General features: G+C 63.5%; 22 protein-coding genes. 15 read left to right on the forward strand and 7 right to left on the reverse strand.

Annotated features, from left to right (window positions below):
- Window positions 1–3 precede the first annotated feature (3 nt).
- The 11 genes from FKL89_RS00750 (at window position 4) to FKL89_RS00800 (ending at window position 11990) form a co-directional block, all read left to right on the forward strand.
- Window positions 4–921 carry a TIGR03749 family integrating conjugative element protein gene (locus FKL89_RS00750; RefSeq protein ID WP_156864496.1) on the forward strand — a complete coding sequence of 306 codons (918 nt, stop codon included), beginning with the start codon at window positions 4–6 and terminating at the stop codon, window positions 919–921.
- Window positions 911–2320: a TIGR03752 family integrating conjugative element protein gene (locus tag FKL89_RS00755; protein WP_156860845.1), complete on the forward strand. Its 1410-nt coding sequence runs from the start codon at window positions 911–913 to the stop codon at window positions 2318–2320. The genes FKL89_RS00750 and FKL89_RS00755 overlap by 11 nt, the downstream gene beginning before the upstream one ends.
- Window positions 2301–2750 (forward strand): TIGR03751 family conjugal transfer lipoprotein, encoded by a 450-nt coding sequence (locus tag FKL89_RS00760; protein WP_156860846.1) that lies wholly within the window; start codon window positions 2301–2303, stop codon window positions 2748–2750. The genes FKL89_RS00755 and FKL89_RS00760 overlap by 20 nt, the downstream gene beginning before the upstream one ends.
- Window positions 2750–5659, forward strand: a complete 2910-nt coding sequence (locus FKL89_RS00765) for a conjugative transfer ATPase (protein ID WP_156860847.1) — start codon at window positions 2750–2752, stop codon at window positions 5657–5659. The genes FKL89_RS00760 and FKL89_RS00765 overlap by 1 nt, the downstream gene beginning before the upstream one ends.
- A 15-nt stretch (window positions 5660–5674) precedes the next feature.
- On the forward strand, window positions 5675–6439 hold the full coding sequence (locus tag FKL89_RS00770; RefSeq protein ID WP_156860848.1) for a DsbA family protein: 765 nt from the start codon (window positions 5675–5677) through the stop codon (window positions 6437–6439).
- A gap of 185 nt (window positions 6440–6624) precedes the next feature.
- Window positions 6625–7119, forward strand: a complete 495-nt coding sequence (gene radC, locus FKL89_RS00775; RefSeq protein WP_026383922.1) for a RadC family protein — start codon at window positions 6625–6627, stop codon at window positions 7117–7119.
- Between the two features lie 144 nt (window positions 7120–7263).
- Window positions 7264–7710, forward strand: coding sequence for a TIGR03757 family integrating conjugative element protein (locus FKL89_RS00780; RefSeq protein ID WP_156860849.1), 447 nt, complete (start codon window positions 7264–7266; stop codon window positions 7708–7710).
- Window positions 7707–8654 carry a TIGR03756 family integrating conjugative element protein gene (locus FKL89_RS00785; protein WP_094226370.1) on the forward strand — a complete coding sequence of 316 codons (948 nt, stop codon included), beginning with the start codon at window positions 7707–7709 and terminating at the stop codon, window positions 8652–8654. The genes FKL89_RS00780 and FKL89_RS00785 overlap by 4 nt, the downstream gene beginning before the upstream one ends.
- A gap of 10 nt (window positions 8655–8664) precedes the next feature.
- Window positions 8665–10083 (forward strand): integrating conjugative element protein, encoded by a 1419-nt coding sequence (locus tag FKL89_RS00790; protein WP_077565943.1) that lies wholly within the window; start codon window positions 8665–8667, stop codon window positions 10081–10083.
- Window positions 10080–10451 carry a hypothetical protein gene (locus tag FKL89_RS00795; protein ID WP_077565941.1) on the forward strand — a complete coding sequence of 124 codons (372 nt, stop codon included), beginning with the start codon at window positions 10080–10082 and terminating at the stop codon, window positions 10449–10451. Before FKL89_RS00790 ends, FKL89_RS00795 begins: the two co-directional genes overlap by 4 nt.
- Window positions 10452–10466: 15 nt before the next feature.
- A complete protein-coding gene (locus FKL89_RS00800; RefSeq protein WP_106685108.1) occupies window positions 10467–11990 on the forward strand; it encodes a conjugal transfer protein TraG N-terminal domain-containing protein in 1524 nt (507 codons plus the stop codon).
- Between the two features lie 13 nt (window positions 11991–12003).
- On the opposite strand, the gene FKL89_RS00805 is transcribed toward FKL89_RS00800, so the two are convergent.
- The 6 genes from FKL89_RS00805 to FKL89_RS00830 form a co-directional block, all read right to left on the reverse strand.
- Window positions 12004–12366: a DUF3742 family protein gene (locus FKL89_RS00805; RefSeq protein WP_033990575.1), complete on the reverse strand. Its 363-nt coding sequence runs from the start codon at window positions 12364–12366 to the stop codon at window positions 12004–12006.
- A gap of 27 nt (window positions 12367–12393) precedes the next feature.
- Window positions 12394–12852 carry a type II toxin-antitoxin system YhaV family toxin gene (locus FKL89_RS00810; RefSeq protein WP_156860850.1) on the reverse strand — a complete coding sequence of 153 codons (459 nt, stop codon included), beginning with the start codon at window positions 12850–12852 and terminating at the stop codon, window positions 12394–12396.
- Window positions 12852–13169, reverse strand: a complete 318-nt coding sequence (locus tag FKL89_RS00815; RefSeq protein WP_033990572.1) for a type II toxin-antitoxin system PrlF family antitoxin — start codon at window positions 13167–13169, stop codon at window positions 12852–12854. The genes FKL89_RS00810 and FKL89_RS00815 overlap by 1 nt, the downstream gene beginning before the upstream one ends.
- 85 nt (window positions 13170–13254) lie before the next feature.
- Window positions 13255–13881: an integrase gene (locus FKL89_RS00820; protein ID WP_106685585.1), complete on the reverse strand. Its 627-nt coding sequence runs from the start codon at window positions 13879–13881 to the stop codon at window positions 13255–13257.
- Window positions 13882–13992: 111 nt separating this feature from the next.
- Window positions 13993–17019, reverse strand: a complete 3027-nt coding sequence (locus FKL89_RS00825) for a Tn3 family transposase (RefSeq protein ID WP_156860851.1) — start codon at window positions 17017–17019, stop codon at window positions 13993–13995.
- Window positions 17016–17585 (reverse strand): recombinase family protein, encoded by a 570-nt coding sequence (locus FKL89_RS00830; protein WP_156864497.1) that lies wholly within the window; start codon window positions 17583–17585, stop codon window positions 17016–17018. Before FKL89_RS00830 ends, FKL89_RS00825 begins: the two co-directional genes overlap by 4 nt.
- A 168-nt stretch (window positions 17586–17753) precedes the next feature.
- Between FKL89_RS00830 and FKL89_RS00835 the strand changes: the two genes are divergently transcribed.
- The 4 genes from FKL89_RS00835 (at window position 17754) to mobH (ending at window position 20981) form a co-directional block, all read left to right on the forward strand.
- Entirely contained in the window at window positions 17754–18026 is a 273-nt protein-coding gene (locus tag FKL89_RS00835) for a CopG family ribbon-helix-helix protein (protein WP_156860852.1), read from the forward strand.
- The gene (locus tag FKL89_RS00840) at window positions 18014–18307 is read left to right on the forward strand and encodes a type II toxin-antitoxin system RelE/ParE family toxin (RefSeq protein WP_156860853.1); all 294 of its coding nucleotides are present in this window, start codon (window positions 18014–18016) and stop codon (window positions 18305–18307) included. The genes FKL89_RS00835 and FKL89_RS00840 overlap by 13 nt, the downstream gene beginning before the upstream one ends.
- 5 nt (window positions 18308–18312) lie before the next feature.
- A complete protein-coding gene (locus FKL89_RS20275) occupies window positions 18313–18849 on the forward strand; it encodes a transposase (RefSeq protein ID WP_156864498.1) in 537 nt (178 codons plus the stop codon).
- Window positions 18850–19139: 290 nt separating this feature from the next.
- On the forward strand, window positions 19140–20981 hold the full coding sequence (gene mobH, locus FKL89_RS00850) for a MobH family relaxase (RefSeq protein WP_156864499.1): 1842 nt from the start codon (window positions 19140–19142) through the stop codon (window positions 20979–20981).
- Between the two features lie 97 nt (window positions 20982–21078).
- On the opposite strand, the gene FKL89_RS00855 is transcribed toward mobH, so the two are convergent.
- Window positions 21079–22092 (reverse strand): DUF4917 family protein, encoded by a 1014-nt coding sequence (locus tag FKL89_RS00855; RefSeq protein WP_022580065.1) that lies wholly within the window; start codon window positions 22090–22092, stop codon window positions 21079–21081.
- Window positions 22093–22157: the final 65 nt, after the last annotated feature.

A 22157-nucleotide genomic window follows, 5' to 3' on the forward strand; every position in this document is an offset into this window, starting at 1 on the left:
CCCATGAAGCATCCTGTATTCGCGCTGCTGGGGCTGCTGGCCGTGGTCGCAGCACCTGTAGCCCATGCTGTGGAGATCCTGCGTTGGGAGCGCATGCCGCTGGCGGTGCCGTTGAAGGTCGGCCAGGAGCGCATCGTGTTCATCGACCGAAACGTCCGCGTGGGCGTGCCTGCGGGCGTCGGTGAGCGACTGCGCGTGCAGAGCGCAGGTGGCGCGATATACCTGCGTGCCAACGAGCCGATCGAGCCCACACGGCTGCAATTGCAGGACGCCGACACGGGCGCGTTGATCCTGCTCGACATTGCGGCGGAGCCGCCCAAGGACGGCGAGGCCGAGCTGGAACCGGTGCGCATCGTTGAGGGCAACAGCGCACCGGCACGCTATGGCGATCAGCCTGACGGTGCCGATGCGCCGCAGGCGCGCGCCCAGAATCAATCTGACACCCGGACGGCGCGGCGCGAAACGCCAATTCCCGTCGTGCTGACACGCTTCGCGGCACAGAACCTCTATGCGCCGCTGCGTACCGTGGAAGCCTTGCCAGGCGTCATGCGGGTCAACCTGCGCCGCGACCTCGACCTCGGCACGCTGATGCCGACCTTGCCGGCTCGCGCGGTCGCGCTCGCGTCGTGGCGGCTGGAAGACCAGTGGGTCACTGCCGTGCGCCTGACCAACAGCGGGAGCGACTGGATCAGCCTCGACCCGCGCATGCTGCAAGGGGATTTCCTCACCGCCACTTTCCAGCACGAGGCGCTTGGCCCGCGCGGAACCCCCGAGGACACCACCGTCCTGTACCTGGTGACGCGCGGGCACGGGCTCGCGCAGTCGTTGCTGCCAGCGATTCATCGTTTCGACCCCGCTGTGCATCTCCCGCAGCCCAAAGCAGCAGCCCGCGACGACAGGGAGGCCCGCCATGCGCAGTAACGGACTCCTGAAATGGCTGCTGATCCCCGTGGCCCTGCTGGTGCTGTTTGTCGCTATCCGATTGTTCTCCGGTGACGGCGCGTCGGCGCCGCCTGTCGCGGACGGCAGCAGCAGGCTCACGCCGGAGGAAATGAAGGCGCTGGGCATCGAGGGCGATACCCCGCGCGACACCGTGGCAACACTCGTTGCCCAGGTGAAGCAGTTGCGCACCGAACTTCAGACCGCGCTGTCCGACAACAGGTCGCAGCGTGAGGAGAATCAGCGACTGCGCCAGCGCGAGAACGCCATCGACCAGCGCATCAGTTCGGCGCTCGAATCCGAGCGATCCAACCTGCGCCGCGACCAGCAGCAGGCGGCCAGCGCGCGCCAGCAGACCGAGGGGCTGCTCGCCGACCTGCAGCAACGCCTGGACAGCATCGGCGGGCGTGGCGGCGGCCATGCCGATTTACCGGTGGGGCTGGGCCTGCGTGACGGCGACGAGGCCGGCATGGAAGGCGGTATGCGCTGGGTGGAGCCGGATGACGCGAAACAAAGCGACGGGCGCGGCAGGCCGAATGGCAGCATAAGCTTCCCCACCAGCTTCGGTTCCGCACAGAGCACGCTGGAAACCACAGCGCAAACCGTGGCGAACGCGGGCGCACGCGCGGCAGGCGTCAAGAGCGCGACGCCCGTCTATACCGTGCCGACCAACTCGACGCTGATGGGGTCGGTGGCGATGACGGCGCTGATTGGCCGCGTGCCGATCGACGGCACGGTGAACGATCCATACCCCTTCAAGGTCTTGGTCGGGCCGGACAATTTGACCGCGAACGGCATCGACATTCCCGATGTGGCCGGAGCCGTGTTCTCCGGCACCGCATCGGGCGACTGGACGCTTTCGTGTGTGCGCGGCCAGGTGCGCAGCATCACCTTCGCGTTCCATGACGGGACCATCCGCACCATTCCCGAGGATCGCGAGGGCAACCAGCAAAACAACCAACAACGCGACGGCCTGGGCTGGATCAGCGATCCGCACGGCATTCCCTGTGTCAGCGGCGAGCGGCGCAGCAATGCGCAGCAGTACCTCGGCACCCAGGCGCTGATCACGGCGGCTGGCGCTGGCGTGGCCTCACTGATCGAATCCGACAGCGGCAGGGCGTCCTATGTCGGCGCCGACGGCTCCATCGGCAGCGTGGGCATCAGCGGCCAGGAAGCCGTGGGCCGGATTCTCGCCAGTGGCGTTCAGGATATGTCGAGCTGGGTCAACAAGCTCTACGGCCAGGCCTTCGCTGCCGTTTATGTGCAGCCCGGTGCCAAGGTCGCCGTCCACCTCGAAAAACCGCTCGCCATCGACTTCGACCCAGAAGGCCGCAAGGTCGATCACCGCGCAGGAGACAGCCATGCTCTCGAACTTGAATAGCTGGGCTCAGGGCCTGGCGCTGGCCTTGACCGTCGCGCTGCTCGGCGGCTGCGCCACCAACAAGGAAAAGCTGCTGACCCACGGCGACAGCACGATGATGGACATCTGGCAGCAGAACGCCGGAGACGGCGGCGGTGGCGCCGGCCAGGTGGCGCGCAGGCAGTTGCTCGATGCACGCCAGAGCCTGCGCAGGCCGCTGACCGAGACGGATGTGCAGGTCGCACCTGCCGAGCAGATGCGCTACACGCGCACGGCGCGCAACGAGGTCTATCGCCAGTTCCAACGCCTGCCAAACCCCGATCTCGTGATGTACGTGTATCCCCATTTGGCGGGCACCGACCCGGTGCCGATTCCGGGCTATACGACCGTGTTCCCGCTGTACCAGCGCGTGCAGTACGCCATGCCAGGCGAGCGCGTGGAGGACTACTGATGCGCTGGAAACTCTCCTGGCCGAAGCTGGCCGCACCGAAGCTGGACGCGTCCGGCGCTGGCGATGACGAGCAGCCGGACGGCTGGCAGCGCCACGTCGGGGCACTGCGTCAGGCCGGCATCCCCGAACCCGGCACGGCGGTGCAAGCTCGCAGGTCGGCGACCCTGGCAGACGAGCAGGCGCTGTACGAGGTCGCGCCGTCGTTCGTGGAACTGCTGCCCTGGGTGGAGTTCCTGCCGCAGTCGAAAGCCATGTTGCTGGAGGACGGGCAATCGGTGGCGGCGTTCTACGAGCTGGTGCCGCTGGGCACCGAAGGCCGTGAACCCGGCTGGCTCGCGCAGGCCCGCGATGCCTTGGAGAACGCGCTGCAGGACAGTTTCGATGAACTGGACGAGAACCCCTGGGTGCTGCAGCTCTACGTTCAGGACGAGCCCAGTTTCGACCAGTACATGCAGACCCTGCGCGACTATGTGCAGCCGCGCGCCCGTGATACGGCGTTCAGCGAGTTCTACCTGCGCTTCTTCGGCCACCACCTGCGCGCGGTGGCCAAGCCGGGCGGTCTGTTCGAGGACACGGTGGTCACACGGCTGCGCTGGCGCGGCCAGACCCGGCGCGTGCGCATGGTGGTCTATCGCCGCGTGACCGGCCAAGGGCAAAACAGCCGCCGCGGCCAGACGCCCGAGCAGATGCTCAATATCGTCTGCGACCGCCTGTGCGGCGGACTGGCGAACGCCGGCATTCAGGCCCGGCGCATGGTGGCTGCGGATGTTCACGACTGGCTGCTGCGCTGGTTCAACCCGCGTCCCACGCTGCTCGGGCCTGGGGCCGAAGACCGGGAGCGCTTCTATGCGCTGGCGCGCTACCCCGAAAGTACGGAGGCCGGCGAAGACGGCGAGATCGAATTGGCGAGCGGGCGGGATTTCAGCCAGCGGCTGTTCTTCGGCCAGCCGCGTACCGACGTGGCGCACGGCACCTGGCATTTCGACGGCATGCCGCACCGCGTGCTGATCACCGACCGCCTGCGCATGCCGCCGGGCACGGGGCACCTGACCGGCGAAACCCGCAAAGGCGACGCCATCAACACGCTGTTCGACCAGATGCCCGAGGACACCACCCTTTGCCTGACGATGGTCGCCACGCCGCAGGATGTCCTTGAAGCGGACTTGAACCACCTGGCCAAGAAAGCGGTCGGCGAAACCCTGGCGTCGGAGCAGGCGCTCAAGGACGTGCATGAAGCCCGCTCCCTGATCGGCAGCGCGCACAAGCTCTATCGCGGCACGCTGGCGTTCTATCTGCGCGGGCGCGACGAGGCCGAGCTGGACCGACGCGGTCTGGATCTGGCGAACGTGATGCTCAACGCTGGCTTGCAGCCGGTGCGTGAGGACGACGAAGTAGCGCCGCTCAACAGCTACCTGCGCTGGCTACCGTGCTGCTACAACCCCAGCCAGGATCGCAAGAAGTGGTACACGCAACTGATGTTCGCGCAGCATGCGGCCAATCTCTCGCCGGTGTGGGGGCGCAGCCAGGGCACGGGGCATCCAGGCATCACGATGTTCAATCGCGGCGGCGGGCCGATCACCTTCGACCCGCTCAACCGCCTGGATCGGCAGATGAACGCCCACCTGTTTCTGTTCGGCCCGACGGGTTCGGGCAAGTCAGCGACCCTCAACAACCTCTTGAATCAGGTCACGGCGATCTACCGGCCACGGCTGTTCATTGTGGAGGCCGGCAACAGCTTTGGCTTGTTCAGCGATTTTGCCCGGCGCCTGGGTCTGACCGTGAACCGGGTCAAACTGGCCCCCGGCTCGGGGGTGACGCTCGCGCCGTTCGCGGATGCGCGGCGGCTGATCGAGACGCCCAGCGACGTGCAGACGCTCGACGCCGATGCGCTGGATGAAGACCTGCCACCCGATGCTGTGGCCATGGAGGCGGATGAGCAGCGCGACGTGCTGGGCGAATTGGAGATCACCGCGAGGCTGATGATCACCGGCGGCGAAGACAAGGAAGAAGCCCGGATGACGCGGGCCGACCGCTCACTGATCCGTCAGTGCATCCTTGATGCCGCAGAGAACTGCCACAGCAAGGATGGCGAGAAGCGCACCGTGCTCACGCGCGATGTGCGCAACGCGCTGCGCACGCGCAGCCAGGACCCGATGCTGCCGGAAATGCGGCGTGTGCGACTGCTGGAGATGGCCGACGCCATGGACATGTTCTGCCAAGGCACGGACGGCGAAATGTTCGACCGCGACGGTTCGCCGTGGCCCGAAGCCGACATCACCCTGGTCGATCTGGCGACCTATGCCCGCGAGGGCTACAACGCGCAGCTCTCCATTGCCTACATCAGCCTGATCAGCACGGTGAACAACATTGCCGAGCGCGATCAGTACCTGGGCCGCCCGATCATCAACGTCACCGACGAAGGGCACATCATCACCAAGAACCCGCTGCTCGCCCCCTACGTGGTGAAGATCACCAAGATGTGGCGCAAGTTGGGGGCCTGGTTCTGGCTCGCCACACAAAACATCGACGACTTGCCGCGCGCCGCAGAGCCCATGCTCAACATGATCGAGTGGTGGATCTGTCTGTCGATGCCGCCCGATGAGGTGGAGAAGATCGCCCGGTTCCGCGAACTCTCGCCTGCGCAGAAGGCGCTGATGCTTTCAGCGCGCAAAGAAGCTGGGAAGTTCACCGAGGGCGTCATCCTCTCCAAGAGCCTGGAAGTGTTGTTCCGGGCCGTGCCACCGAGCCTCTATCTCGCGCTCGCGCAGACCGAACCCGAGGAGAAAGCCGAGCGTTACCAACTCATGCAGCAGCACGGCATCAGTGAACTCGACGCGGCCTTCAAGGTGGCCGAGAAGATCGACCAGGCGCGCGGCATCGAGTCGCCAGCCTTGGGCCTGCCGCAATAGCCGCCGGAGACTGCCGTGAAACCGAAACGTCCTTCCATTCCTATGCCGGTGCAGGCGTTCCGCCGTCGGCGCTCGCGCAAGCGCTGGCCCTGGTTCTTGGCCGCTGGCTTGATCACACTGCTGCTGATATGGCTCGTGTCCCGCACTCCCAGCGAACCCGCGTCGCTGGCTCCCGCGCCGGTCAGTGCTGCGCAGGTAGCCGGACCTCCCTGGCAGATGGGCAACCCCGAGGGCCGATTCACGCTGACGCTCTATGCCGACCTCGAATGCCCGTTCTGCCGAGCGTACTTCCCGCAGCTCAAGCGCTGGGTGGGCGCCAACGCGGACGTGGCCCTGCAATGGCAGCACCAGCCGCTGGCCGCGCACGAACCGGCTGCCTCCGCCGAGGCACGCCTGGCCGAGTGCGCCGCCGAAACAGGTGGGCATGCGGCCTTCTGGCAGGCCATCGAATGGGTCTATGCGCACACGCGCAGCGACGGCCTGGGCTTGCCAGAGGGTCTGCGTTATCCCGGCCTCAACCCAGCCGTCGAGAAGTGTTTGGCCAGCGAGCGGCCCGTAGCGTTGATTCGCGCTCAGGCCGAGGAAGCCATGAAGGGCGGTGTGACCGCGACGCCTTCGATTCGTCTGCACGATCGCCAGACCGGCCAGGCGATCCTGCTGCAGGGGCCGATCGAAGGCGATGCACTGCTGTCGGCCATGGACATGCTGGCGGCTGAGGATTCGGTCACTTCACCCACTACCGAAATGCCTGCCGACGTCGTCGGCGACATGCCCAGGTAGCCTGCGATCATTGAGGCTACGGCGCAGCACGCTGCGCTGACCGCTACCCGTTCGCCTCGCATCCTGCCGCGAACGATCACCGCAGCAGCGGTGATGGATGCACCTTGTTCCGTTGTTCCATTCCCTGGAGGGCCTGCCCTCCAGGGGCATGTGCGCCCTCCGATTTCCCTGCCTGGAGGTTCGCCATGTCTGTCGTCATCAATGACTCCTGCCTGGAGTCGCTTTCCGATATTTCTGTTCAGAACGAGGACTGGATCGTCCAGCAAGCCATCGTGTTGCTGGAGCGACGGGTTTTCAAAGCAGGGCCACGTCTTGAGCGGCCCGCTGCGGTCAGGGACTACCTTCGCTTGAAGCTGGTCGCCGAGCCCAATGAGATATTCGTCGTCGTGTTCATGAACAGCATGCACGACGTGCTGGCCGTGGAGCCGATGTTCCATGGAACGATCAATGCGACCTCGGTTTATCCGCGTGTCGTGCTGCAGCGAGCGTTGCAACTGAACGCCGCTGCGGTCATCTTCGCCCATCAGCACCCCTCGGGCACCACCGAGCCATCCAATGCGGATCGCTTGCTGACCGAACAGTTGAAGACGGCCTTGGCGCTTATCGACGTGCGGGTACTCGACCATTTTGTGATTGGTCAGGGCGCACCGTACTCATTCGCCGAGTCTGGTCTTTTGTAATCACAGCGGGGGCTTCGGCCTCCGCTTTCTTCCATGCGGCAGCATCGAACAGGTATGCGGGGTGCCCGCGATGCGCATTGTTTGTTGGGGCGGCAGCGGGTTCGCGTTCGACTATGGCTCTGATCAACTTCCAGGGCACGCGACATGCCAGCATCTTTATTCCGCTTCGCATCCGGCTGGCGAACCCTTGGCCTGGCCGTTGCACTGCCGGCATCCTTGGCCGTTTTCAGCCCAACCACCTTCGCCGCCGATGTGGTGGTCGTCACCGACAGCCGCCACCCGGTCAAGACCATGGGTGGGGAACGGCTGATCGAGCTGGATGAAGGCCCGCGCATCGAAGCCGAGCTTTCCGCACAGCTGCCCGCCGATCCTGAGCAGGCCGCGGTCATCGTCAAGCGCCGCCTGAACAACGGCGGTGCCGACCTCCAGCGCCGCATTGCGTCGGCATACCAGGGCGTCGCCGACGCCTGGAGCCTGGGTGTCACCAGCATTCCGGCGGTCGTGGTGGATCAGCGTTACGTGGTCTATGGCGAGCCGGACGTGGCCCGTGCCGTCGCGCGCATTGCGCAACACCGGAGGCCGCAGCCATGACCCGACCCTTCGAGCGGATGCGCCGCCTGCGTGCTGGCGTGGCCTCGGTGCTGCTGCTCAGCGCCACGGGCAGCTACGCCCTCAACACCGCAACCATCGTTGGCTCAGTGGCATCGCCAGACTGCCTCGAATACCGCGTCGTCGGCATCTGCTACTGGCTCTACTGCACCTGGACGGGCTGCACGGTGCGCACGTCCATCAAAGTCCGCCACTACATCCCCGATGCGGTCGTCTCCAGCTACAGCAACACCGGCGAGAACCCCTGGGTCGAAGTTCGACCGATGAGCACGCCCAACCCTTCGGCCCAGGCCGGCGGAGACGGCACCACCAACGAAGACCACGAGAACAATCTCGCCAAGTTCAAGAACGCGGACGTCATCGGCCATCCCGGCGTCGAGGTGTTCAACCAGTTCGTCTCATCGTCGGGCTACTTCTGCGAGGGCGCGGGCACGGCGTTCATGCCGTACCTGCTCAGCACCCTGGACACACTGGCCTGGCGCTACAACGTGCCCGAGATGGTCTACCCGGAGGCGCTGATTCCTGGCAGGCGCGAGGTCGGCGCGCGCACCACGATGAACCTCTGGGGCAACGTGTATCCGCGTGGCGGCTTCCTGCACCAGGCCGACGACCACAAGGCCGGCGCCGTGGTGGCCCAGCGCGCTGGCGATGTCGTCACGCGCCGTGGGCAGATTCACGTCTATCAGCCGCTGCTCGCCAACTCGCGGCCCGGCTACTGGCCTGCCGGCGCGCTGATGGAAGGCGATGCCTCGACGGGCAAGTGGCAGGAACTCACGCCCGTCCTGTCCTCGTCCTGCACGGTGTTCCCGCGCAGCGGCTTCCTGACCCAGGCGCAGCAAGGCGACTACGCCTGGGCGCTGTGGCGTCCCTATGCGTGCTGCGAACGCCGGGGGCAAGTGTTCCTCGGCAGCGTCGATTTCCAATGAGGGTACGGCGATGAAGCGTCCTGAACTGATGAACCTCTCCCCAAAGGCACGCCGCCTGCTGCGCCCCATGGTATTGGCTCGGGTATTGACCGGGGTGCTGGCTGGCGCGCTCGTTCTTGGCGGCGGTCTGGCGTGGGCGCAGACCGGCTTTCAGACCGGCGGCTCCGTCATCGGCGACGAGGTGATGTATTCGATTGGCGGCGGCAGCGCGGTGTCCATGGGCCGTGCGGCCGGCATGCGCTCGATCGGCGTCGGCGTGGGTTGGAACAGCAACCTGATCTGCGGAGACATGAGCATCCAGACCACGCTGCGCAACCAGCTCAACGGCGTCACCAACGGCTTTCAGCAGATCATGAGCAACGTGATCCAGAGCGCCACCAGCGCGGTGGCATCGCTACCTGCGTTAATCATCCAGCGTGCCGATCCGGGGCTGTACAACCTGCTGACCAACGGCGTGCTGCAGGCGCGGCTGGATTTCGACCGTTCCAAGCTGACCTGCCGCGCCATGGCCGAGAAGATGGCCGACACGGCGGGCGGACAGCTCGGCTGGAGCCAGGTCGCCGAAGGCATGGCGCTGCGCGATGCGGTGTCGAGCACGGATGCCGTGTCGGCGATCGAACAGGCCGAAACGCGCCGTGGCAACGACGGCGTACCCTGGATCGGTGGCAGCAATGCGGGCGGCGCAGGTCAGTCGGCCATCCGCGTGGTCGGCGACGTCACCCGCGCGGGCTACAACCTGGTCAACGGCCGCAGCGTGACCGATGCATCCTCCATTGCCCCCGCCAGTTGCGCGAGTCTGTCCTGCCAGACCTGGACCTCGCCACAACAAGCGACTGAATGGGCCACACGGGTTCTTGGGGAACAGGTGCAGCGTACCTGCGATGCCTGCACCAAGACCGAGACAGTGCCCGGCGTCGGGCTGACGCCGCTGATCCAGGAGGAATACGAGGCCAAGCTGGAAGCCTTGCAGGAGCTGGTCTCGGGAACGCGCAACACCACCTTCGAGAACCTGCGCGCGGCTGGCAGCACCTCGCTGCCCATCACGCGCGGCGTCATTGAGGCGCTGCGCGACGAGCCGGATCAAGACCTGCTGGCGCGGCGCCTGGCCTCGGAGGTCGCGCTGGCGTCTGTGCTGGAGAAGGCATTGCTGCTCCAGCGCACCCTGCTGACCGGCAAGAAGGAGCCCAACGTCACGGCGAACCAGTTGGCGGTCGAGGCCGTGAACCACGAAAGCGACACACTCGACCAGGAAATCCGCAACCTCAAGACCGAGCTGGAGCTGCGCCGCGAGCTGGCGAACAACTCCCCCATGGCCATCATCCAGCGCCACGGCACGCGCGCGGCTGGCTCGCGTGGCATCTACGAAGGCGACCCCATACCCGACCGCCTCGACCGGCTCCAGAAGGGCAATCCGGGAGGCAACCCATGAACCCGCCGCGCGCCAGTTGGCTGCGCCCCCGCTGGCTGCTTAACCAGCGCGCGGCGAAGGCGTTGCTGTGGACGGTGGTGCTCGTTGCCGCCGCTGTGGGCGCCAACATCGTCGGCATTTATCTCGTCGGCAGCGTTGCCGGCTGGGAGCGCTGGCTCGCGGCCACGGCGAGCTACTTCCTGGTGTGGCGGCTGTGTCTGTACGGCGCGACAGCCTACGGCTGGGTCTGGATGCGCCGCCGGCTGCTGGCGCGTGAGGCCCAACGCGGGGCGGATAAGCAGGCGCGGCGTCGCCTGGTGCGCAGCGAGATCGCCGGCGTCGCCGCAATCGTCGCGCTGGAAGCCAGCCTGTTGATGCAGGCCGCTTGAGGGGAGATCGGGGCCATGACGCTTTTCACCACCGACTACCTGGAGTACTACCTCACGCTGGTGTCGTGGATCGTCCACAACGGCATCTGGGCGGTACTGGTGGCGAGCGGTGTATTCGCGCTGCCTTTCATTGCCATCATCGTGCAGGAATGGCTGAAGGCCCGCGCGGAGGGTGCCGACGAAGGCAACAAGGGCGTGCTCTCGGCTGCGCGCATCGAGAACCGGGTGTTCGTCGCCATCGTGGTGGTGATGTTCGCCGGTATTCCATTCATCGACGTGGATCTCAACACCATCCGCTACGACAGCACGCGCTCGGCCCAATGCCAGGTCAGCGTGCCGCAACCCACGGATACCGGTTGGTCGCAGTCTTTCAGCACCATCAACAACCAGTCCGCGAAGGTGCCGGTGTGGTGGGCCTTCATGCACGCCATCTCGCGCGCCGTCACGGGGGCATCGGTGGCGGCGATCCCTTGCGGGACAGACCTGCGGCAGATGAGGATGGAGATCGACGCCACGCGCATCGACGACCCGGTGCTGGCTCAGGAAGTGGCGGATTTCTCGCGAGACTGCTACGGACCAGCGCGCGCCAAGCTCTTCATGCAGCGCCCGAACCTCGATGAAGCGCAGATGCACGACGTGACCTGGATCGGCTCGCGCTTCTTCACGGACACCGGCGGCTACTACGACACCTACCGCTCCAGCACACCACGCGATGACTGGCCCTACGACAGCACCCGCGACGCGGGGCTTGCGCAGGTGGCCAGCGGTGGCGGTTATCCGTCCTGCAGGCAGTGGTGGGCCGATGGCAGCAATGGTCTGCGCGCGCGCCTGCTGGGGCAGGTAGACCCAAGCCTGCTGAATCGCCTAGCGGGCTGGGCCGGCTTCCTGAGCCGAGCTGAGGTGGACGACTCGGTGATCCGCACCATCGCCTCGCCACGGCAGCAGAAATTGAACCAGGGCAGCGTCTATACAGACTACGGCGGCCAGATCGACAAGACCCTGCCGAACATCGTTACGCGGGCCACCGGCGACGTCGGAATGGCCGTCGGTGCGATTGCCGCGTTTCCCGCCATGGACGTGGTGCGCCAGGCGCTGCCCATGGTGCTCGCCTTGCTCAAGATGGCGCTGGTCATCTGCATCCCGCTGGTGCTGGTCGTGGGCACCTACGACCTGAAGACCGTCGTTACCGTGAGCGTCGTGCAGTTCGCGCTGTTCTTCGTCGATTTCTGGTTCCAGCTCGCGCGCTGGATCGACAGCACCATCCTCGATGCGCTCTACGGCTGGGGCTTCGGCTGGAACCGGCCACACGCCAACTTCGACCCGCTGGTGGGGCTGAACAACGCCTTCGGGGACATGCTCCTGATGTTCGTCATGGGCACGATGTTCTTGGTGCTGCCAGCCTTTTGGATGACTGCCCTCACTTGGGCAGGTCTCCATGCTGGAGCCATTGCACAGGCATTGATCAATGGCACCAAGGATGCGCAGACAGCGGGCAGTAAGGGAGGTGGCGCACTGATAAAGGCAGGTGGCAGGAAGTAGACAACCCGGAGTCCTACGCCTCGGCATCAGGGTCGTGAGGGTCGATCCTGGAACCATCGGGATGGTACAGGCCGAATCCCAGCGGCCCAGTACGCCATTCTGTCTGTGGCTCATCATCCAGTTCAGCGTTCCCCATGACTCCCGCTGCAATCACCGCAAATACCAGCAGCAATGCCAGCCAGAACGCGGAATAGAGCAGCACACCAAGGACGGCCAGTTTGACGATCCAAAGCACTGCCGCAGCCCCCCCTACTGGCACTCCAAGCGTCACCAGCCACCGTGCGACACGCTGTTCACGACGAAGGTATCCACGCCATCCACGGCCGATGCTGCGGCCGAGGCGTTCTGCGGTGCTGATGCGGGTCGTCGTGTTCATGGTCGTCACCTGCTACTTGAGGAATACCTATTCCAGTTTGCTCCAATCCTGCTTGCTTGCCTGTACCAATGCGATCCATTCGTCCGGCGGGTTCCCGCGCCCGAGCATCTTCTCGAACACGGCATACGGGTCTGATTTGCTTCCCGAAGACCGCAGGGTCTGTTCATCGTTGACCCAGGCGTACACGATGACCTTCGCCTTCGAGTCGTAGCGGAAGAACAGCCGGTATCGCCTTCCGATCTTGGCCCGCCGCCAATGGCGATAGGCCGGCCCCATGGTGTTGCCTTGACGGTACTCGTCGCGCGCCGGATCACTCGGCACCACGTCTTGTATCAGCTGAACCAAGACCCGGAAGAACTTGACGTTGGCGTTCGATCCGAACCCTTCCGGGTCGTTGTCTTGGGCGCGCAGCACGGCCGCGCGCAGCTTCATCATCTGCTCGATCAGGTTGTCGTGGAACAGCAGTGTCCAGCCATGCTGTTGCATCAGATTTCCACGTCCTCATCGAAATCATCGCCCAGGTCCACCTTGTGTCCCACGTGCTCCAGCATTGTGCGAGCCAGATCCTCGGGCAGGCCGCGCACATTCCGGCCCGCTTCAATATCGCGGGCCAGCAGGGTCAGGAACGCGGCAATGGCAGGGTCTTCATGCTCGGCGTCAGCACGGGTGACGACGACTTCGCCGCCGCGCAGGTCGAACGCAACTTTGCCGCCCGTATCCACCCCCAGCGCCTGCCGGATGGACTTGGGCAGCGTGATCTGGCCTTTGGAGGTCAGCGTGGCAACTTCGTGAATGGCAGGCATGGAGGCTCTCCTGATCGCAATGTCTGCATTGTAAGGAAATATCCTTACCAAGTCAATGAGAGACGGCAACTCGCGGTTTATGACTTCAATGCACCTGGACGCCCAGCACGTTGAACACCGCCTCGGCCACGTCGTCGATCGTGCCATGCGTCACCGCCTCCACCGGCGAGCGACAGCCTAAGCCTTCGAGCGGTTCGGACAGTGCGCGGTAGATCGTCCAGTGGTCGATGCCCTCGACCTCCTGAAGCACGGTTTGGGTCAACTGCTGCTTCACCGGGTCGAGCTGCCAGTCAGGCAGCTTCTGACCGCGCGGCCCCACGTTCAACGCCAGCAGCCGACGGGCAACGATGTCCTTGTAGATCTGCTGGCGGGACTTGTCCGCAAGTTTTGCGAACTCGGGGATCGGCAGGTTGTGCGGCAGGTTGAAGGTTTCCAGCAGCACGGCGCGGCCACGCTGGACGTCGGTTTTACTCGGTGGCCAGCGCGTGTCGGCACGCAGCGCGGCTGCCTTGCGTGCAAGGGCCTGTTCCACCGTCTCCCCCTCCAGATTAGCGGGTAGTTTCACTGCCACCACACGCTCGTGGACGAACGCCTGCAACTCGGCCGCGAAAGCCTTGGCGTCCCGGATTTCGACGGTATCCGCGAAGCGACGCACATCCTTCACCGTGACTCGCGGCAGACGGTCGGCAATGAATTCAATGGCAGCGGGCATGGCCATCCCCCAAGTAGGTTTGAGACAGAAGTCAATTTAGTCGCCTTTGTCGCATTTATCAACTCAGAACCGTCTGAATGGGGGTTGAACCACAAACCGCCGAAATTTCCGTCACTCCAAATCCAGACCGTCAAGCAGCACATCCAAGTCGATCGCTTTACCGCCGTCATCGAAGGTGTAATGTCCGCCCATCAGTAGGTGCCGCCATGCCACCGGCGAGGTGGATATGATGAACGCCAAAGCCTTGGGCTTGCCCTTGCAGCGTTCCAGCAAACGCGACAGGATGGCCGCGTTGTAGTAGATGATGGCGTTGGCCACCAGGCGACCACACTGATTGCTGATCTCAATATCGATGTCCGTCTGGCCCGTCAGCTCCTTCTTGCCGCCCACCTGGGCAATGGCTGCCCGCAACTGGTGGTAGGACTCAAGGCGGTTTTGTGAGCGGTGCACGTTGCGCTGCAACTGCGGATCGCGCAGGTAGCGCAGGGTGTAAATGCTGCGAATCAGCTTGTCATACTCGAACACCGCCCGCCGCGTGGGATTGGAGGTGCTGTAGGTGCAAATCTTGCGAATGAGTGCCGCTTGCGTCATATCTTTGAATGCCAGCGTGACCACGATCTGGTCGATGCCATCTTTTCCAGTTTCGATGGCTTGAAGGTCAATGCGCCCGGCGGGCTTGACCAGGTACTTTTCATACAGGGCCGGATCATCGACGCAATACATCTCCTTGAACTGGGCATTGGCGTCGGTAAAGCGTGGCGCAAAGGCCCCACCAAACCAGTCGAAGATGGCAAAGTTGGCCTTGTTGACGCTGTGCATATCACCCGTGACCACCGTGGGCTTGATGTCCGAGGTGTTGCGGTACCACACGTCAAAGGCATAGTGACCCTCGTATTCATGTGCCCCAATCACCCAGCCTTGCAGCGGCACATGGTTGCACAGCAGCGTGTAGGCCACCACACCCTTGCCACGACCGAAGTATTTACGCGAATACCGAGCCTGGATATTGGGCCGCTCCATGCTGAATTTCTGCCCATCCACACTACCGTATAGCACCCCCATATCAAACGAGAAGTGCTCGAAGATCGGCAGCTGGGCGATGGCATTGCTGATGCAGTCATTGGCTGCTTGCAGCGTGGACAAGCGTAGATACTGACGGTGGGCATTTTCCAGGACGCGGTGCGATATGTCGCTGGTGCGCGCCATGACGCGGATACCGTGATTCATGGCCATCGCCGTAATGACAGCCAGAAGGTTATTGGCTTCGGCTCCCTGCTTGACGTAGCGCGGTTGCAGCGGCGTGAGGGCCGACAGGAATTGGCACTGACCATCCACGAAGCGCAGCACGTCGGCAATGTCGGTCAGGGGCAAACGTCCATAAAAGCTGTCCGGCGCATCGGGGCTGTCCTCGGCCTTGGGCTTATGCCAAATCAGCCGCTGACGTGTAGCGTCGAACTCCAGGTGCGGCAGCTTCCCCAGGCGCAGATCCGAATTGAAGGTGCGCCACTGTTTGCGCAATTCCTCGGCCAATGCCTCCAAGCGCGGGCCAACGGGTTGGCGCAACCAGGCAATGTCCGCGTCCATTTGCGCCAAGAGCGGGGCGCATTTGTCCGGCGGTACCAACTCGTCGGCCAGGCGGCGGTGCTGCAAGCTGTCGTCTATGTAGATATCGCCGGTGCGCAAGCGTTTGGCAAGCTGGTGGTACAGCCAGAATTCATAACGTGTATCGTTGAGGGCCACCGGGTTACCGGCATCATCGCTGTCCAGCAAAAAGGAGCGCAGGCGCACCGGCAAGGTATCGGCTGGGCATTCGGACAAGGGGCATTGCGACGGCCTTTGCTGGCGTGCAAATACGACCTTGATCCACGCCAGCGCTTGTAGCCAGGGGTTGTCTGGTTCTCCACAGAAATCCACGGCGGCAAAGATCGGCCGCAGGTTCAGGCGCACCCGCACGCCAAGCTTGTCGATGGCTTCCCAGCGCAGCGCCAGGGAGCTGAGCTGCTTGGTGCTCATGTGCTCGCCCACGGCCAGCACCTCATCCTTGCCCATGATCCGCCAGGCGCGGCGGCGCACCGTACCGAATAGCTCGCTGTCGGCCACCTGGTCGTCCACGTACAGCAGGAGCAGCCGCCCGACCTTGCGGTTATTGCGCAACTGCGCCACCTGTTCATGCAGGGTGCGCTTTTGGGCGTGCGCCTTGGTTTCGGCCTCATAGTGACGCACGAGATGGTTCATCGCCGCCACCAGGTTGTCGGTGAATTGTCGGTAGCGCAGCCAGGCGAAGCACAGCAGGTACAGACGGGTTTGCTCGGGCTTTAGGCGGCGCAGGTCAAACACGGTGTAGTAGTTCACCAGGCTGGCGTAGTACAGCAGGTTTTGCCGGGAGATTTCCAGCCGGGGCAGCAGCTCTTTGGCGGCGTGGTGCAGCGGTGCCAGCATTTCGCGCTTGTCCCGTTCGCGGTTCATGTGCTGGTGGCCAAAGTTCTTGGCGTCCTGCTTGAGGACAGCCAACTCGGAGAGGGTGTCTTCGTGCACCAGCAACTGCGCCAATGCTGCCTTGAGGGGTTCGTCCAGCAGGCCATCGAGCAAGGCCCCAAGGCGGCGACGCTCGGCGCTCAATGCGCCACTGACAATCTCCTGTAGGGTGGTGTAGCCCGGTCGGATGATCTTGCGCTCGCCCAGCGCGGCGACCAATTCCATGGCCACGAAACTGGGCGTCACATCACGGCGCACCAGTTGCGCGGCCAGCGATGCGATCCAGGGAAGACTGGTCGAAGACCAGGACTGGTACCCGGCCAATGCCGTGATACCGTCACGCTGGGCATAGCGTTCGTGTTTGGAGATGGGCAGCAGCGCCACCGCCTGGTCTTGGAAATACCGACTGATGACGAAGGAGGAGTCCTCAGCCACCTCGTCCCAGTCGAACGTGAAGAATGCGCGCTTGGCCTTGAAATAGCCGATTTGCAGAATGCAATGCACCTGGGCGTGCAGGCCAGAGCGACTCGTGGCCAGCGCCAGTTCGGCTTCCGACAGCGCGAGGTATTCCAGTTGCTGGCCCTCGTCAAAGTTGGGTACGCCGTACAGAGCCTCTTGCTCGGCATCCGACAAGACGCTCAAGCGCTCGCTCTTAGCGGTCATTGCGGTGACGCCGCGTGGGCGGATTGCAGCGCGGTGTACAGCGCCGTTTTGCTCACCTTGAGTCGTGTAGCGGCTTCCCGAACGTTTAGCCCGTTGGCGATGTGCTTACGCGCCTGCTGCAATTTGTCAGCGGTAATAACCGGCTTGCGCCCGCCTTTTCTCCCTCGAGCGGCAGCAGCGGTCAACCCGGCCTTGGTGCGCTCGCGGATCAAATCGCGCTCGAACTGACCCAGCGCACCGAACACGTGGAAAATGAGCCGCCCGCCTGGCGTGGTGGTGTCGATTGCTTCCGTGAGCGAACGGAAGCCGACGCCTCGCGCTTCCATCGCGCCTATCGTCTCGATCAGGTGTGGCATGGAGCGCCCGAGTCGATCCAGTCGCCAGACGGCAAGCACGTCGCCGTCGCGCAAGTAGGCCAGCGCGTCAGCCAAGCCTGGCCGGTCAGCCTTGGCCCCGGAAGCAGTGTCCTCGAAAATGCGCTCGCAGCCCGCCTTGCGCAACGCATCCGTTTGCAAAGCGGTATCCTGTTCCGCTGTCGATACCCGCGCATAACCGATCAGTGCCATCGCCATCCTTGTGTCCGTCATTCCGTCCGACTATCTTAATGTCCAACAACCCGTTTATCAAGTAAATTTTCGGACACCCTCCAACTTGGCCGGCTAATGTTCGTTTGACGGACAGGGCCAAAAGAGCTATATTATCACTTGGTATCACCAAGTGATAGGAGAATTGCAATGGCAACATCACTCAAAATTGACGAGACGCTGAAAGGCCGCGTCCACCACCTCGCCGGCCAGCGCCGTCGCTCGCCGCACTGGATCATGCTGGAAGCCATTCAGCAATACGTCGAGCGCGAGGAAGCCCGCGAGAGCTTCAAGCAGGAAGCCTTGGCTTCCTGGGCTGCCTATCAGGAAACCGGTCGGCACCTGACTGGCCAGGAAGTGCGCACTTGGTTGAACACCTGGGGCACCGAAGACGAAAGGGCGGTGCCTGAGTGCCACAAGTAATCGTCACCGAGGGCGCAGCCGAAGGCCTGGAGCGATGCCGGAAGTTCCTGGCCACCAAGGCCCCGGATGCCGCCAGGCGAGCCGGTCAGGCCATCGAACGGCAATTCCTGCTGCTGGAAACGGCTCCCGACATTGGCCGCCCGTTCCCTGAAATGCCGGAGTTGCGTGAACTGGTTATTGCCTTCGGGGATTCCGGCTATGTAGCCCTGTACCGCCATGAACCTGACGCCGATGCGGTCTACATCCTGGCATTCCGGCATCAGAAAGAAGCGGGCTACTGATGAGCATGAACGAATTCCGCCGACTGGCCGCGAAGATCGATCAGCACATGCAGCAGCTTGCCGCCCAGGGTGTCAGCGAAGCCCATGCCATCATCAATCGCATGATGGGGTACGGGCCAGACCTGCATAGGATTTGGATCGGCACATCCGACCAGCAGCTCATGGCGCTGTCCCGCGAGTTCCCAGGGTTCTATAGCTACGCCCGCATCATGGAAGAGGCTTCCGAAGCCGAGCGCCGCAAGGCTTCGCGGCCCTATGACGGCATGGCTGAGTTCTCCGAGCAGCACAAGCAGATGAGCGCGCAACTGCTGACCACGGCAGCCACGCTTGAGCGCGGCTACCAGGCATTTCGTGCAAGCGGCAATCTCCAAGTCTTCCGGCCTCAGCTCGACGAACTGGGCCGCCTGCATCGGCAATGGCTGTCCGACCTAAATGCCTTCAAAGAATCGCTGCGCTCACAGGGCGCAGAATCCAAGGTGCTGGAATACGTGAACGAGGTTTTCGGCCGTCTGGCCGAGCGCATCAAGCAGCTTGCTGGGTGATCGTCAGGTCGTCAGACGGAAATTTCGGCGGTTTGTGGTTCAACCCCCTGAATGAGGCCAACCTACTTGGCGGAAGCTGCGTTCCCGCAGCGCCAGCGCCAGCGCCGGGTCGCCGTCCAATCCATTCGAGCGGGTTCCACATTGACGCTGGAGCCGCAATCCACGCCCCGCTATACCGAAACGGTTGAAGGCCAAAGGGCCGAAATGGCAAGGGAATGGGGTGCAAGGGGAAAGGCCCTACCCGAAAAGGCGAAAAGGCCTCCCGCTTGGCCCGCCATCAGGACACCCACATGCTCTCTCTGTTCCAGCGAAAACGGACCTCGGTCGCTGCCGCTCCATCGCCAGCACCCACCACCGACCTCCCGAAAGGGCTGATCTGGCCGGAATCGGCCGCATCGCTGCTGGCGACACCGCGCCGGCAGAAGCTGCTGGAACACATCTGGCAGCGCACCTCGCTCTCGCGCAAGCAGTTCGCCGCGCTGTACCGCGCGCCGCTGGAACGTTATGCCGAGTTGGTTCAGGCTTTCCCTGCATCCGAGGCGCATCACCACGCTTACCCAGGCGGCATGATTGACCACGGCCTGGAAATCGTCGCCTACAGCCTGAAGCTGCGGCAGTCCCATTTGCTGCCCATCGGCGCCAACCCCGAGGATCAGGCCGCGCAAGCCGAGGCGTGGACTGCTGCCGTCGCCTATGCCGCACTGCTGCACGACATCGGCAAGATCGCCGTCGATCTGCACGTCGAACAGGCCGACGGCAGCACTTGGCACCCGTGGCACGGCCCGCTGCACCAGCCATACCGCTTCCGCTATCGTGACGATCGCGAGTACCGGCTCCACGGCGCCGCGACAGGCTTGCTCTACCGGCAACTGCTTGACCTCGAAGTCCTGGACTGGCTCAGCTGCTATCCGTCGCTGTGGGCGTCACTGCTCTACGTTCTGGCCGGGCAGTACGAGCACGCCGGGGTGCTGGGCGAATTGGTGGTGCAGGCCGACCGTGCTTCCGTGGCCCAGGAACTGGGCGGCGACCCCACACGCGCCATGGCCGCGCCCAAGCACGCGCTGCAACGCAAGCTGCTCGACGGACTGCGTTACCTGCTCAAGGAGGAGTTGAAGCTGAACCAGCCCGAAGCCTCCGATGGCTGGCTCACCGAGGATGGTTTGTGGCTGGTCAGCAAGACGGTCTCGGACAAGCTTCGGGCGCATCTGCTATCCCAGGGCATTGACGGTATTCCTGCGAACAACACCGCCGTGTTCAACGTGCTGCAGGATCACGGCATGTTGCAGCCCACAGCAGACGGCAAGGCGATCTGGCGTGCTACCGTGACCAGTTCCACCGGCTGGATCCACTCGTTTACGTTGCTACGGCTGGCACCCGCGCTGATCTGGGAATCTGGTGAGCGACCGGTGCTCTTTGCCGGGACGGTGACGATCGACACGCCCCCCGCAGGTGAAGATGCCGAGGTAGCGGCCATCCTTTCTGCGGACGGCGCGACGTCCGCTTTGGAGAACCAAAACGCTCCGCCAGCGGAAGGTAGTGGCATCGCATCGGCCCCTCCATCCAAGGCCCCGGCCAGCCCCGACGTCATGGAGGACATACTGGCGATGGCGGGAACGGGAAATTCGCCAACCACCGATCAAGATGTGGAAACCGCCCCGGACGAAACACCCATCGTTCTTTCCGATACGCCCCTACCGACCTTGGCCGCCGCTTCGCCTTCGCGGCCGGCCTTCACGTCCTCGACGGCACAGCCATCCGGCGAGCACTTCATGGCGTGGCTGAAACAGGGCATCGCCACGCGGCGACTCATCATCAACGATGCGAAAGCGCTAGTGCATACCGTGAGCGACACCGCCTACCTGGTCAGCCCGGGCGTATTTCAGCGCTATGCGCAGGAACATCCGCAGGTAGGCAAACTGGCCAGGCAGGAGAGCCTGCAGGATTGGCAGTGGGTGCAGAAGCGCTTCGAGCGGCTGCAATTGCATCGCAAGCAATCCAGCGGGTTGAACATCTGGACATGCGAAGTCACTGGCCCCAGAAAATCACGGAAGCTACATGGCTATCTGCTTCTCGAACCCAGCTCGATATTCAGTGATGCGCCTGCAAATAACCCATTCTTGAAGCTGGCATAATTTACGCGAACTTCCTGTGCAATTGCTCGTGGCTGCCGCCATCTGCACACCGGCCCCTGCGCGAGATTCGCTCGGCTGAGGCTCATCGCTAAGCAGGTCATGGATTGTTCCAGCAACCTGGGCTTCGCGAATCGAAGAACGTCACATCTGTGGCAGGCAAGGATCGGCCAGCAGCCTTCAGAACTTGGTGGCAGAACGCTTGCTGATCTCCATCTGGCTGACCAGTGAAAACCGAGACGGCCATTCGCTTTGGCTTATTCGCCGCGATGGCATCAAGCACATGTTGGTCTCGTTCGTCAAAGCTCCAGCCATAGACGACCAGACCCTCCCCGAGCGCCGGCAGCACCTCCTCATACACATTCGTCAGATAGTGACTCCGGCGGATCGCAGCGACCTTCTGCTGACTGGTTCCCTCGCTAACGAACACCGGCACATAGTGCCCGGACGCCCACCTGCGGGTGATCGTGTCAAGCAAGTCACCTGCAGATCCTGCCCCAACTGCGAGCTTTGTCTCATCACCAAGGTAGTTACGCGCAACCGCAAGACTGCCGTGAGGATAGAAAACCAATGTTGCTCCTCCAGCAGGCCCATAGGGCCGCCGCAGATATTCCCAGTCTGTCTGGAACTCGCCGCCGTGGAACGCATCCTTGAACCAGCTGCCATTTGCCGCATTGAACAGCAGCATGGCCCAGTACAGGGTGAGATCGTAGTTCAGGCTAACGACGGTCGGAAAAACGCTGGCAAACGCACCCATCCGTTGTAGGTCGGCGGCGACATCGGCATGTATCGGATGCACACTGTGCACAGCTTCGACCAATGCCGTGCGCACTTCCGCATAAGCCGCAGAGATGTCGGCAGACGGTGATCCCAGGGCGGCGTTGACGTGCTCCGCATACCAGCATGCGAGCAACACATGCTCAAAGTCAGTCGTCCCGAGCTTGGCGAATATTGGCGCAGTGGTTGCGAGCAACCCTTTTGCGTCGGCAACGCTGTGAAGTGTTGGATATGCAAACTCCTTGTGGATGGCGATGCTGGCGCCGTTGCCCAGAAGGAGGGAGCTCCAACTTTCCGCGCTGATGCTTGCCCAAGTGTCGATTTCGATTCTGTCCATGTTCTTTCATGTGCCCGTCTTCATCGCGTGGTCTGGCACGCAGAGTCTCAGCTGCAAGCCGCTCA

Origin of the sequence: Casimicrobium huifangae (assembly GCF_009746125.1) — a bacterium.
Taxonomy (GTDB): Bacteria; Pseudomonadota; Gammaproteobacteria; order Burkholderiales; family Casimicrobiaceae; genus Casimicrobium; species Casimicrobium huifangae.

Bases quoted from the DNA above. Each gene is read 5' to 3' on its own strand.
- FKL89_RS00750 (WP_156864496.1), top strand. From the start codon at position 4: ATGAAGCATCCTGTATTCGCGCTGCTGGGGCTGCTGGCCGTGGTCGCA.
- FKL89_RS00755 (WP_156860845.1), top strand. From the start codon at position 911: ATGCGCAGTAACGGACTCCTGAAATGGCTGCTGATCCCCGTGGCCCTG.
- FKL89_RS00760 (WP_156860846.1), top strand. From the start codon at position 2,301: ATGCTCTCGAACTTGAATAGCTGGGCTCAGGGCCTGGCGCTGGCCTTG.
- FKL89_RS00765 (WP_156860847.1), top strand. From the start codon at position 2,750: ATGCGCTGGAAACTCTCCTGGCCGAAGCTGGCCGCACCGAAGCTGGAC.
- radC (WP_026383922.1), top strand. From the start codon at position 6,625: ATGTCTGTCGTCATCAATGACTCCTGCCTGGAGTCGCTTTCCGATATT.
- FKL89_RS00780 (WP_156860849.1), top strand. From the start codon at position 7,264: ATGCCAGCATCTTTATTCCGCTTCGCATCCGGCTGGCGAACCCTTGGC.
- FKL89_RS00785 (WP_094226370.1), top strand. From the start codon at position 7,707: ATGACCCGACCCTTCGAGCGGATGCGCCGCCTGCGTGCTGGCGTGGCC.
- FKL89_RS00790 (WP_077565943.1), top strand. From the start codon at position 8,665: ATGAAGCGTCCTGAACTGATGAACCTCTCCCCAAAGGCACGCCGCCTG.
- FKL89_RS00795 (WP_077565941.1), top strand. From the start codon at position 10,080: ATGAACCCGCCGCGCGCCAGTTGGCTGCGCCCCCGCTGGCTGCTTAAC.
- FKL89_RS00800 (WP_106685108.1), top strand. From the start codon at position 10,467: ATGACGCTTTTCACCACCGACTACCTGGAGTACTACCTCACGCTGGTG.
- FKL89_RS00805 (WP_033990575.1), bottom strand. From the start codon at position 12,366: ATGAACACGACGACCCGCATCAGCACCGCAGAACGCCTCGGCCGCAGC.
- FKL89_RS00810 (WP_156860850.1), bottom strand. From the start codon at position 12,852: ATGCAACAGCATGGCTGGACACTGCTGTTCCACGACAACCTGATCGAG.
- FKL89_RS00815 (WP_033990572.1), bottom strand. From the start codon at position 13,169: ATGCCTGCCATTCACGAAGTTGCCACGCTGACCTCCAAAGGCCAGATC.
- FKL89_RS00820 (WP_106685585.1), bottom strand. From the start codon at position 13,881: ATGCCCGCTGCCATTGAATTCATTGCCGACCGTCTGCCGCGAGTCACG.
- FKL89_RS00825 (WP_156860851.1), bottom strand. From the start codon at position 17,019: ATGACCGCTAAGAGCGAGCGCTTGAGCGTCTTGTCGGATGCCGAGCAA.
- FKL89_RS00830 (WP_156864497.1), bottom strand. From the start codon at position 17,585: ATGGCACTGATCGGTTATGCGCGGGTATCGACAGCGGAACAGGATACC.
- FKL89_RS00835 (WP_156860852.1), top strand. From the start codon at position 17,754: ATGGCAACATCACTCAAAATTGACGAGACGCTGAAAGGCCGCGTCCAC.
- FKL89_RS20275 (WP_156864498.1), top strand. From the start codon at position 18,313: ATGAACGAATTCCGCCGACTGGCCGCGAAGATCGATCAGCACATGCAG.
- mobH (WP_156864499.1), top strand. From the start codon at position 19,140: ATGCTCTCTCTGTTCCAGCGAAAACGGACCTCGGTCGCTGCCGCTCCA.
- FKL89_RS00855 (WP_022580065.1), bottom strand. From the start codon at position 22,092: ATGGACAGAATCGAAATCGACACTTGGGCAAGCATCAGCGCGGAAAGT.